The 11,944-nt window shown below is 62.2% G+C and carries 9 protein-coding genes and 1 other RNA gene; 6 read left to right on the plus strand and 4 right to left on the minus strand.

The genetic code is table 11. The annotated features are described in order from the left end of the window. Positions 1-268: 268 nt before the first annotated feature. Together FHS09_RS15250 and FHS09_RS15255 are read right to left on the minus strand one after the other, a co-directional pair. Positions 269-1,402 carry an SO2930 family diheme c-type cytochrome gene (locus tag FHS09_RS15250; protein WP_183461447.1) on the minus strand — a complete coding sequence of 378 codons (1,134 nt, stop codon included), beginning with the start codon at positions 1,400-1,402 and terminating at the stop codon, positions 269-271. Next, positions 1,395-2,696, minus strand: a complete 1,302-nt coding sequence (locus FHS09_RS15255) for a parallel beta-helix domain-containing protein (RefSeq protein ID WP_183461449.1) — start codon at positions 2,694-2,696, stop codon at positions 1,395-1,397. The genes FHS09_RS15250 and FHS09_RS15255 overlap by 8 nt, the downstream gene beginning before the upstream one ends. Positions 2,697-2,819: 123 nt before the next feature. On the opposite strand from FHS09_RS15255, the gene FHS09_RS15260 reads away from it, so the two are divergent. Together FHS09_RS15260 and FHS09_RS15265 are read left to right on the plus strand one after the other, a co-directional pair. Continuing rightward, positions 2,820-2,892, plus strand: a non-coding RNA gene (locus tag FHS09_RS15260) — sX9 sRNA. Between the two features lie 167 nt (positions 2,893-3,059). Next, entirely contained in the window at positions 3,060-3,536 is a 477-nt protein-coding gene (locus FHS09_RS15265) for a hypothetical protein (protein ID WP_183461451.1), read from the plus strand. A gap of 140 nt (positions 3,537-3,676) precedes the next feature. Here FHS09_RS15265 and FHS09_RS15270 read toward each other — a convergent pair whose 3' ends face one another. Both FHS09_RS15270 and FHS09_RS15275 read right to left on the minus strand, forming a co-directional pair. Continuing rightward, positions 3,677-4,273 carry a Yip1 family protein gene (locus FHS09_RS15270; protein WP_183461454.1) on the minus strand — a complete coding sequence of 199 codons (597 nt, stop codon included), beginning with the start codon at positions 4,271-4,273 and terminating at the stop codon, positions 3,677-3,679. A 314-nt stretch (positions 4,274-4,587) separates the two neighbouring features. Next, the gene (locus FHS09_RS15275) at positions 4,588-5,664 is read right to left on the minus strand and encodes a branched-chain amino acid aminotransferase (protein ID WP_183461456.1); all 1,077 of its coding nucleotides are present in this window, start codon (positions 5,662-5,664) and stop codon (positions 4,588-4,590) included. A 632-nt stretch (positions 5,665-6,296) separates the two neighbouring features. Here FHS09_RS15275 and FHS09_RS15280 point away from each other — a divergent pair. The 4 genes from FHS09_RS15280 to FHS09_RS15295 all read left to right on the plus strand — a co-directional run bounded on the left by FHS09_RS15280 (position 6,297) and on the right by FHS09_RS15295 (position 11,925). Next, positions 6,297-7,595 carry a hypothetical protein gene (locus FHS09_RS15280; protein ID WP_183461458.1) on the plus strand — a complete coding sequence of 433 codons (1,299 nt, stop codon included), beginning with the start codon at positions 6,297-6,299 and terminating at the stop codon, positions 7,593-7,595. 216 nt (positions 7,596-7,811) lie between these two features. After that, positions 7,812-9,011, plus strand: a complete 1,200-nt coding sequence (locus tag FHS09_RS15285; protein ID WP_183461460.1) for a hypothetical protein — start codon at positions 7,812-7,814, stop codon at positions 9,009-9,011. 17 nt (positions 9,012-9,028) lie between these two features. Next, entirely contained in the window at positions 9,029-10,240 is a 1,212-nt protein-coding gene (locus FHS09_RS15290; RefSeq protein WP_183461462.1) for a hypothetical protein, read from the plus strand. A gap of 125 nt (positions 10,241-10,365) precedes the next feature. Continuing rightward, positions 10,366-11,925 (plus strand): tetratricopeptide repeat protein, encoded by a 1,560-nt coding sequence (locus FHS09_RS15295; RefSeq protein ID WP_183461464.1) that lies wholly within the window; start codon positions 10,366-10,368, stop codon positions 11,923-11,925. The last annotated feature ends 19 nt before the right edge of the window (positions 11,926-11,944 follow it).

Consider the following 11,944-nt stretch of genomic DNA (forward strand, 5'->3'; position numbering starts at 1 on the left):
GCCCCCCCCCCCCCGCCCCCCCCCCCCCCCACCCCCCCCCCCCCCCCCCCCCGCGGCCGCGCCGCCCCCCCCCCCCCCCCCCGCCGGGGGGGGGGGGGGGGGGGGGGGGGGGGGGGGGGCCCCCCCCTTGGCCGGCTCCCCCTCTCCCTAACCCTCTCCCCCAAAAGGGGGAGAGGGGACTGTCGGGATGAGTAGTTACCAATTAACAATGATCAACTAAACCACCGGCTTCACCATGGTCCACGGACCAATGATTACTGATCATTTTTCATTGACAATCCCCCGGCATACCCGCAATCCACTCGCGCAACAGCGCCACACCCTCCTCGTGTACCAGGCTCCGCCCCAACTCCGGCATCATCGCCCCCGGGTCGGTGGACTCCACTCGGAAACTCAGGATCGACTCTTCCGGGCGGCCGGGCACTACGGCAAAACGGCGGTTGCCGCTGCCGGTGCCGGCGGCCACTGGGGGCTTGCACAGCCCCAGGCGGCGCTGGTCCTGTTCGGCCCTGTGCAGCATCAGCCCGGAGGTGTCCGCCGGACCCGCCGGGTTGTGGCAGTGGCCACAGTTGATGTCCAGGTAGGCGCGAGCGCGCTCCTCGAGAGGGAAGCCGTTATCCGAGTAGCTGGCATTGCGCGGTATGGCGGCCAACTCCGGCAGTTCGCTGAGATAGCCGATCTGCTGCCAGTGCAATAACTGGTTCTGCGCACCCTCGGCGTAACTGCCCAGTTTGTGGACGTACTCCTTGTTCAGGTGGCGCGCGCGCGGGCCCAGCGGGCGGATCGCCTTGTTGGTGTGATTGTCCGCGTGGCAGCCGGCGCACTGATTGGCATCCGGCACCACATAGGTGAAGGCATTGCTCCCGCCCTCCCCGCCCACCAGTTGCATGGGGATGGCATCGCCGGCGATTTCCAGTGTGGCTTGCGTCTGCCCCGCATTCCACACGTAGGGCAGTGCCTGCCAGCCGTCCTCGCGCTTCACCAGCAGGCGGGTTTCCACCAGCCGCACTTTTTCCAGGTTCAGCCCTGAACGGGAAAAGTCCGCGCTGTAATCCGCGGTGCGCAACACCCCTCCGCCCCCGGCTTTCGGGTAATAAAAGGTCTTGCTCAGCACCGTGCCCATCGGGTAATCGAAGGCTTCCTCGGCGTAGCGGGCGGAGCTGCCCGCGGGCATCCACACGGTGCGCAGCTTGTGGGCGTAGTCGGTAAACAACTGGGTGTTCAGGTCGTAGGGAGTGACGCCGGCGTTGAGAGACAGCTCGCCGTCGATCACTTCCACGATATGCCAGTCGCTCAGCCGCTCCGGCACCGCATCGCGGCCGTGGATGGTCACCTGCTCGCGGGGCGCTTCGCACCCCGCGAGCGCCAGGGCCAGCACGCCACCCCAAAACAGCTTATGCATCGGCGGCCTCGGCTTGTGCGATTTCATCCCCTTCGCCGGCCGGGCTGTCAAATTCCAGCACTATCTGTGGCAGTTTTTTCAGGCTGCAGCGGTGCGGGGTTATATCGGTGGAAATATTTTTGAAGTCATTGGCGGCGTCCACATTGACAATGCCCGCTTCTCCGTTGCCGACGCACACCCGGAGTTTCTCGGGCAGCTCGCCGTCCACCAATTTTTCCGGATTCACCACGCCGTCCCACAAAATATCCGGCAGGCTACCGCCCAGTCCGAATTTGGCCAGTTTCAGCGCCTTCAACTCCAGATGATCCGGGGACTTGCCGCCGCCGCTGAATTGGTTGTCGTAAATGTAGATGCCCTCGGGATAGGGGTCGAAATCATCCTGGGTGGATTTGTCGCTGTAGAAACCGGAGGTGTAATAACTGCTGACGATTATATTGGCGGTGTCGTTATCTGAAATTTCGTTGTCGAAGATTTCCACCAGGTCGTTGGAATTGATCACCACACCCGAGCCGGCGGGAACCGCTGCCACCGGTGTGCCCTCGTGGCCGAAATTGTCGGTGTTGTTTTTGAACACCCGGTTATTGTAAACACGAGTGCTGTGGCCCGGCTGGGGCAGGTTGGGCATATTGAAAACCAGGATGCCGCCGGTGTTGTTGGTGGCCACATTGCCGTATACGTCGGCACCGATGGTATTTTCGATTTCGATACCGGCCACGTTGTATTCGGCGCGGTTGTTGCGCACGATCACGTTGCGCGACTGGCCCACATAGATGCCCGCGTCGGAAGCGCCGATGGCCACCGAACCCTCCACCAGGGTGTTCTTCGTCTGCACCGGGTAGATGCCGTAGGCTCCGTTGTCGGTGGATGGACCGTTGGTCCACTCCACCCGGACATTGCGAATAATAATATTCTCACCCTCGTTGACCTTGAGCCCATCGCCGATGGTGTCCTCTATGGCCAGGTCCTCGATGGTGAAATCGCTGGCATTCACCAACAGGCCCTCTGCTCCCTGAATCTGGTCCTTGAAGGAGAGAACGCTCTCGCTCATGCCCGCGCCGCGAATTGTTACTCCGTCCACGTTCAGGGACAGGCTGCGATTGAGTTGGAAGCGGCCGGCGGGAATTTCGATCACGTCGCCCGACTGCGCGGAAATCAGCTGCTTGAGCAATTGTTTCTGGAAATCGGCGGAGGCCGACGGTTGTGACTGTTCGGTTTTCGCGGTGTCCGCATCCCTGGAACAGGCTACGGCCAGCACGGCCGCCAGGGCCACGCCAATATAAGCTGCGGTCTTCATGATAGTTTTCCTTGCTGATTATTCGAGTTGTTCCGTCCGGCAGCGCAAGCCACCTCATAAACTACTGCGCGTGCGCCTGACGGCGTCCGGCGGTGCTGGTGCGCCAGCCCGGTCGGAATGCTCATGTACTACTTGTACACTCCGCTTCTTGCGCTCCGGCGGCCACCGCCAGGCACCCGCTCGCTACGTTTCTGAGACGGCTTCCAGATAGGTACGTTTGTACCAATTAAATCGCGAAAAAATTAGTGACTGCCAGTGAGTCGATGGTATCCAATCGACCGATGGCCAGCAAGCGGCCTTGCCGGAAGCTCCGGTGAGCTGTAGGGTCTGGGAAATAACAGGGACAGAATAGTTTCCGCAAACATGAATTTTATCCGCCTTGCCCCCGCACTCTCCGCCTGCCTTGCGGCCGCCGCAGCCGCAGAAACCCTGGAACTGGAAATCCGCACCGGGGAAAATAACTACCGGGCCCGGCAGGAGCTGGGTGAGACTTTCGAGTCATTCAATTCCGGCGCCATTCCCGGCGACCGGCCGCCGCGGGAATACCTGGCGATCCGCTGCGGCGGACCCTGGGGCGCCCTCAAGTACCGCGTCACTCTTCCCAGCGGGCCCGGCTACCAATTGCGCGCCAATAACGAACGGCTGCTGTTGCAAATATTGGAGCACTCGGTAATCAGCGAGGACCGGGCCATCGCCGCGATGAGTGTGCACTGCGTCGATACCGAACCGCGGCAGGTGGTGAAGTCACTGGTGGAAATTGAACTGGAAAGGGGCAGCCCTGCGGCGCAGCAGGTGCAACTGGCCAATGGCTATGTATTGGAATATCGCTATACGCCGTGATTTTTTTGGAACTGAAGTAGGAACCGGCACCATCACCCTGTAGGAGCGGCCGTAGGCCGCGATCTGCCTTGCTCCGTAGCACAAGCCGATCGCGGCCAACGGCCGCTCCTACAGGGAGGGGAATTTTCGATCCCGATAATTTAGTGAAATACCGGCGCGGAAATAAAACTCCAGAAAAGCACCGTGCCCACCATCACCAGCACCGCCATCACCATGGATACAGTGACAATCGCGCTGGCGAACAGGAAGCCGCGCTCCTCGGAAACCTCCATCACGATGGGAATACCCAGATACAGCAGGTACACCGCATAGGCCACCGCCAGGGTGGCGAGCAGGATATCCAGCCACAACAGCGGGTAGAAGCCGGCCGCACCGGCGATAAAGATGGGCGTTGCGGTAAAGCCGGCGACCACCATGCCCTTCATGGGATAGGTCCTGGCGCCGTAGGTTTTCGCCATCCAGTGAATAAAATAACCGATGGCCACCACCGCCAGCACCATGGTGCAGTAGAACACCGCCACCAGGGACAGGGCGCTGTCGCTGGTAATCCGCACCGGCTCCCCGCCGCCGATACTCCAGCCCACCCGGGTGGTGCCGAAATACCAGGCCAGCGCCGGCAGCAGCGCCAGCACGATCACATAGGGAATTTGCCGGCGGAGATTTTTCTCCGACAGGCTGCCGATTAGCTGCCACTGCCGACGCGGCTGTAGCAGCAGTCCGAACGTATGGTTCAACATCCCGTTTTCCTCACTACACTGCAAGAAACTCGGGAGAGTCCTCAATTGCTCAGTTTGATCTGGATACTGCTTGTCAAAGTGAGGAATACCGCTAAGAGGCCATTCCCAAAGCTCCAGTCTTTCTTATTGTTGCACTTGTCGTTGTAACACTTGGGTCGCACAAGTCAACGATCGAAATTAAATTGGCGGGAAAGTTTTGTTCGCGTTTCCTCTGGAAACATTCTGCAGGGAAAAATTGATACCGATTACCCCGAGATCCGAAAAAATTCTTGTAGGAGCGGTCCGGCCGCTCCTACAAGGGGGGCGATCATTGGTCACTGGTCATTGATATCGACCACTTCCACCGGCCGCATCCAGCCAAAGCGATCCTCCGCGCGCCCCTCCTGGATATCCAGCAGCGCCTCGCGCAGGCACACGGCCACCGGGCCGGGGACCGAGGAGAGGAGGTATTCCCCGTTGTCGTCCCCCAGAACGCTGATCGGGCTGACGATCGCCGCGGTGCCGCAGGCGAATGCCTCGCTGCAACTGCCGTCCCGCACCCGGGCGAGCAACTCTTCGATATCGATGTCCAGCTCGCGCACGGTGTAACCCAGTTCCCGGGCCAGGGTGATCAGCGAGTCCCGAGTGACCCCTTCGAGGATCGAGCCGCTCAGGGCCGGCGTGTGCAGCTCGCCGTCGATCACCGCGAAGAAGTTCATGCCGGAGAGCTCGTCCACGGTACGCCGGTTGCCGGGGTTCAACCACAGGGACTGGTCGTAGCCCCGCTTCTTGAGCCTCGCGATGGAGAGCAGCGAGGCGGCGTAGTTGCCGCCCACTTTACTGTCGCCGGTGCCGCCCACCGCCGCGCGGGAGTCCTCCCGCTCCACCCACAGGCGCATATTGCCGGCGTGATAGGCCTCGGAGGGGCTGGCGATTACGTAGAACTCGTAGGAGGCACTGGCGGAAACCGACAGGTCCGGCTGGGTGCCCAGCAGGAACGGGCGCAGGTAGAGGGACTCACCACTGCTCGCCGGCACCAGGTTGGCGCAGTAGGCGGTCACCGTGCGCACGCCTTCCATAAATAGAGACTCCGGCACCGGCGGCATGCACAACCGCTCGGCGGAATGGGCCATGCGCGCGGCGTTGCGCTCCGGGCGGAACAGGCTGACCCCACCGTCCCGGGTGCGATAGGCTTTCATGCCCTCGAAACAGGACTGGGCGTAATGCAGCACCTTGGCCGCGGGGTCCAGCGCCAGCGGTCCGTAGGGCACCAGTTCGCCGGTGCTCCAGCAGCCGTCCTGGCAGCGGGCGCGAAACATCACCGGCGCCATCACGGTGCCGAAACCCAGCCGATCGGGTACTTCGAAGCCGCGCAGACAGCTGGCTACAGCGGGGTGAATTTCAATACTCACTGACTATCTCCTGCTAACACACGGGCCGATTATGGCGCTTGCCGGGATCGAATCCAAATCCTCCACCCAAGGGAAGGGGGATTCGCGCACAACTCTGCAGATTATGACCAAATGGATTAGGACAGACATTGCGCAATTCACTGAAATACCGGCAGCCGGCGAGCGGCGCCCACGGAAAAAAACTTTTTGTGATGCCGATCCATTTTTTTAACTGCGACACAAAATTACTGGCACCTGTTTCCTAATATCCGTGTATTGCCCGCGCCTTCCCCCCGCCGGGCTGCTACACCGAATAGGTGAACAGGACCTGATGCATCGGGCGCAACTGCCGCCACAATCGCAAGTGACAAGCGCCCCTTGGCTATACTCATTTTTACGCACCCCCAGGCCGCCGCCGGCAGAAACGGGGCGCACTTTCACAGGTAATGGCGCCGCCTGGATCGGCGGGCCGGTAACCTGCCACCGGAAAGAACAATCACTCCGGGCACAGTCAGGGATTGTGCAAGAACCACACTTCAGGGAGAGAAAAATCCGCACGGCCACAGCGCCCGAGCGGAATTCGTGCCCGCCTCTCCGCTCCCAACAGAGTGCGAGACGGGTGAAGTACAACATGGAACAGAAGTGGTTCAACCGTGACACAGACAGAAATCGGCAACAATTTTGCTATCGGCTTGATGTTTACAGCCACAGCTCTGCTGTGTGGTGACACCTACGCGGAAGAAGGCACAGCCACCGCCGTCGATTCCAAGGCTCCGCCCCCCGCTTATATCGAGGCCGCGTCGAAACCCCTGGAAACGCCCAGGCGACAGCTGCGCCCCTCGGAGGCGGTGGAGAACTACCGCGCCCGCATTGAAGAACTGGAGGCGGAACAGGGTGCCTACGGCGCGGGCATCGATGAGCAGTTGCTGGGCCTGGCCACGGCGCTGCAGAAAGCCGGCGCTCACGAAGAGGCGATCGGGGAATTCCGCCGCGCCATGCTGATCAACCGGGTCAACGAGGGTCTCTACTCGCTGAATCAGGTGCCCATGATCGAGCGCATGATCAGCAGCCAGATCGCGCTGCAGCAATGGGAAGAAGCCAATGACAACCAGCAGTATCTCTTCTGGCTGCACGCGCGCAACTACGGGGAAAAGGACCCCCGCATGCTGCCGGTCATCAACAACCTGAGCCGCTGGCACCTGCAGTCCTACGTAGAGGAAAAAGGGGCTACGCTGTTCGAGCACCTGATCAGCGCCACCAACCTCTACACCCTGGCGGTGGATATCATCACCCAGAACTTCGGCGCCAACGACCTGCGCCTTGTGGAGGCCCTGCGCGGCCTCAAGGCCACCAACTACTACCTGGCCACTTACAAGGGTGAGCCGCAGGAAGCGATAGTGGTGAACACCAGCTTTGGCGGAGGCAACGGCATGGACCCACAGAGATCCAAACTGGATCACTACCGCATGAACAGTTTCAGCTCTGGCAAAAATGCCATTGCGCGCATCGTGGACGTCTACCAGAAAAACCCCCAGTCCCCTCCGGCGGCCTCCGCCAAGGCGAAGGTGGAACTGGGCGATTGGTATATGATGTTCAACAAATGGCATTCGGCGAAGAAAACCTACGGTGAGGCCTACCAGGCGCTGTGGGACAACGGCGCCACCAACCGGGAGATCGAGGATATTTTCGGTCGCCCCGCGGCGCTGCCGGCACTGCCGATACTGGAAGAGGACCGCGAAGCGCTGGCGCAGTCCTACGTCACCGTCTCCTACGACGTGACCGCTTTCGGCAAGGTGCGCAATATCCGGGTACTGGATGCCAAGCCGGAAAACAGTGTGAGCATCCGTTCGCGGGTGCGCAATGTACTCAAGCGCGCAAAATTTCGTCCGCGCTTCGAAGACGGTGAACCGGTGGACACCACGGGCATAGTGCAGCGCTTCGTATTCGATTGAAGCGGGAAAATGGCGTGGGAACGGACGGGAAGTTTCAACTCTGGATAACAGAAGCTGTCGAACATAAGGTGTAAACACAGCCCCGTGTAGGAGCGGCCGTTGGCCGCGATCGAACTCGCTACGAAGCTGGTCCGATCGCGGCCAACGGCGGATGGCCGCCCCGCCGTTCCTACAGAAACCGGGCCAGCACCGGACACGCAGCTCGGGAGAGACACAATGACACTACGGAAAGCAGTACTCGAAGAATTTGGCTGGCGCACGCTGGTCTCCGCTGTGGCGCTGAGCGCGGCGCTCGCAGGCTGCAAAAGCCAACAGACCCAATCGCAACCACCGGCACAGCCGTCGCAGTCCCAGTCGTCCTCCAGTTCTTCCTCCCAATCCCAGTCGAGCTCCTCCTCATCGAGCAGCTCCTCCAGCAATAGCCAGCCCTCGACCGCGAGCTCCGGCATGCCCTCGAGCAGTTCTTCCAGCAGTCCCAGTCAGGGCATGCCCAGCGTCACCGTCGACAGCAACCGCCCCAGCATGGATCTGCCGAGCATCGAATCCGGCAGCGAGTCCAGCCAGCAGTCCAGCACCGCCTCAAACAGCGGTGAGAAATCGCAGCGCAGCCGCTCCGCCAGCGACAGCGGGCCCGACAGCACACGCAGCGGCGAGCGCTCCACACCGGTGTACAGCGAGTCCGACCAGCGCGCGGAGGAGAGCCGCATGCCCCCGGACCCCTCCACCAACAGCGAGGGCGAGCCGCCGGACGAAGTCGACTTTTCCGAGGAGGAGCAGACCGCGTCCTCTTCCAGCTCCAGCAGTTCTTCCAGTAGTGCCTCATCCAGCAGCGCTTCCAACAGCGCGTCTTCCTCCAGCAGCGCCTCGGCCGGAGGTTCCTCCAGTGCCCAGGCCAGCGCCGGCAGCCCGGCGAGCGGCAGCGGCGCCCCCAATGAAGCGCCGGCCAGCTCCGCGGAGCGGGTCGCGGAACTGGAGGGCGAGTTCGATGCCACCATGGCCAGCTACGACGGCATGATCCTGCGCTCGCGGGACTATGTGCGCAACCGCCCCGCCTCCCCCGAAGAGGAAGAGGAAGGCATGGATGAAGCGCCCCCCGGGGAATCCCTGGAGGACCTGATCGAATCCGCCGAAGCGGAAATCCCCGCGCCCCCCGGAGGCGGTGGCGAGGGCGGCAGCGGCCCGGAAATGAACAACTCCAGCGGCCAGGCCACCGGCCCCGGCCTGCCCACCGCCGGTCGCAAAGGCGAGTACGACCACAGCGGAACCACCCCGGTGGTGCCGGCGGACATTCCCCAAGGCGACGACGACGATGTGGTGGCTCGCCAGATCCGCGAGGCGGCCACCCGCGAGTCGGACCCGGAATTGCGGGAAAAACTGTGGGAAGAATATCGAAAATATAAGAAAGCACAGAAGTGACAACGGAGGAAGTCGGTATGCTTTTGTCCAGGACGAATTTCTGCGTTGACGCTCTGGGGCGCAGCCTGCTGCTGGCGGCGCTGCTGGCTCTCGGCGCCTGCACCACCACCGACGTGCGCACCACTGCCTTTACGCCGCTCACGGTGGAGGACGCGACCATTCCCGAAGACCGCCTGCTGGACGTGGGCATAGTGCAGTTCAACCCCGGTCTGGACAGCACAGAGGTGGATGAGGACGAATTGGTTTTCCCCGAACTCCGCCGCGCGGAATCCCGCTACCTCGCCGTCACCCTCGCCGAGTCGCTGCAGTCCAGCCAGGGCTGGGGCGCGGTACGGGTCATCCCCAGCGAGCGCACCAATATCGATGTCACCGTCACCGGCACCATCCTGCAGTCCGACGGCGAGACCCTCACCGTGGATGTCACCGTCACCGACTCCCGCGGCCAAGTGTGGTTCAACAAGGAGTATACCGAGCAGGCCTCCCAGTACGCCTACGACCGCAAGCACCCCACCGAGGGCGACGCCTTCCAGGGAGTCTACAACCGCATCGCCAACGACATGCTGATCTATCGGCAGCGGCTCTCAGACCAGTACATCGCCGAGCTGCGCACCATTTCCGAAATGAAGTTCGCGCGCAGTTTTTCCCCCCACGCGTTCGACCGCTACCTGATCCGGAACGAGGATGGCCTCTACCAGCTGACCGCCCTGCCCGCGGAGAACGACCCCATGCTCGAGCGCGTGCGCCGCATCCGCGAGCGGGACTACCTGTTCGTGGATACCCTGCAGGGCTACTACGGCACCTTCGTGAAATCCATGGAGACGCCCTATCAGGAGTGGCGCGCCTTGAGCTACGAGGAAGTGCAGCAGATGCGCGAACTGAAGCGCAAGGCCCGCAACCATACCATCATGGGCGCGGCGGCGATTATCGGCGGAATTGCCGCCGCCGGGGGCGGCACCGGCGCCGCCCGCGCCGCCGGCCAGGTGGGAATCGCCGGCGGCGGCTACCTGATCAAGAGCGGTTTCGACCGCCGCGCGGAAGCCAAGATGCACATAGAGGCGCTGCAGGAACTGGGCGACTCCATGCAGTCGGAGGTGGAGCCACAGATCGTCGAGCTGGAAGACCGCACCGTGACCCTCACCGGCACCGTGGAAAACCAGTACCGCCAGTGGCGCGAACTGCTCAGGGAAATCTACCAGGCGGAAACCGGCGCGCTGGAAACCAGTATCTGAACCGAATGGTAATGACCCACAAGATCCGGTAGGAGCGGGCCATACCCGCGATCGGCGGCGGAAATCGCTGCCGATCGCGGGTATGGCCCGCTCCTACAGAAAATAAACAGCAGTGCGGAACGACTATGCAACACCGCGACCCGTCACCAGAAGACAACGGATTCATCCAACCGGCGGAATTTACTTTCGGCGGCGAAAAGCCCGCGCAAGCGGAGTCCCAGCAGACCCGCGCAGCGGCCGCGCAAAAAAATCCGCGAAACCAGCAGCACCTGGCCGTCGTGGTGGGCGCGGGTCTGCTACTGGCCCTGGTCGGGGTTTTCTGGGGCCTGCCGCAACTGGTGGGAAAACCCAGGCCGCAACTCCCCGTCGCCCAAACCGCCGATACGCAAACCGGCGCCCCGAAAAAAATCGAGACCTCCCCCTACAGCGAAGCGGAAATGGCCCAGCAGCGACGCGAGGTCCAGAAAGTGCTGCAGGATATCCTGATGCTGCAGGAGGAACTGGAGGAACGGCAGATAGATCTCTGGGCCGGCGAGGAGTTTTCCGCGGCCCGGGCTCTGGCGGAGGAAGCGGACGGGATCTACCGCCAGCGCAAATTCATGCAGGCCCTGGACAAATACCGCGAAGCCCTGACCGCGATACAGTCGCTGCGCGATGGCATTCCCGACCGTATCGAAAAACACCTGGCCGAAGGCAACGAAGCCCTTGATCGCGGCGACGCCAAGGCCGCGCATACCGCCTTCGACCTGGTGTTGACCATTTCCGAAGATCACCCCCGTGGTGTCAAGGGCAAGGCCCGTGCGGAAAAACTGCCCGAGGCCTGGGAACACTTCACCGAAGGCAAAACGGCATTCGAAAAAAACGACCTGAACGCAGCCCGCGACGCCCTGAAGAAATCCCTGGCGGTGGACCCGGAGACCCGCCCGGCCAAGGAACTTCTGCCGCGGGTTCTCGCCGACATCACCGAGCGCGACTACAGCGAGGCCATGTCCGCGGGCTATGCGGCGATCGCCGAGGAGAATTTTTCCGCGGCGAAAAAATCCTTCCAGAAAGCGCAGGCGCTGAAGCCACAGGCTGAAGACCCCGCCGTCGGATTGCGGCAGGCCGACAACGGCCTCGAACAACAGCGTATCAACCAATTATTCAGCCGCGCGCGCCAACAGGAGGCGGCGGAAGAATGGCACGCCGCCGCGGAAAATTACCGCAAACTGCTGAAAATGGATTCCAGCCTGGTTTCCGCCATCACCGGAAAGGCCCGCGCCGAAGCCCGCGCCCAGTTGGACGACCAACTGCAGGAATTGCTCGAAGACCCGCTCTCCCTCGGCGGCGGCAAGCGCAACCGCTACGCCCGCGAAGTGCTCGCCGACGCGCGCAAACTCGACAGCGGCACGCCGCGCCTGCAAGGCCAGATCGAACAACTGGAAAACGCGATCACCAAAGCGCTGATCCCCATCCCGGTGCGCCTGCAATCCGACACCAGCACCAGCGTGACGATTTATCACGTGGGCCGGCTGGGCAATTTTGCCGAGCGCGAGATCACTCTGAAGCCGGGTCGCTACACCGCCGTGGGCACCCGCGAGGGCTACCGGGACGTTCGCCGGGAATTTACCGTGGACCCCACCGCCGAACCACCCACTGTGGTCATCCAGTGCGCGGAGAAAATTAACGGCGTCAATAACAGCTGAGCGCGCGAACGACCCCTCC

This window comes from Microbulbifer rhizosphaerae (assembly GCF_014191725.1).
Classification (GTDB): Bacteria; Pseudomonadota; Gammaproteobacteria; order Pseudomonadales; family Cellvibrionaceae; genus Microbulbifer; species Microbulbifer rhizosphaerae.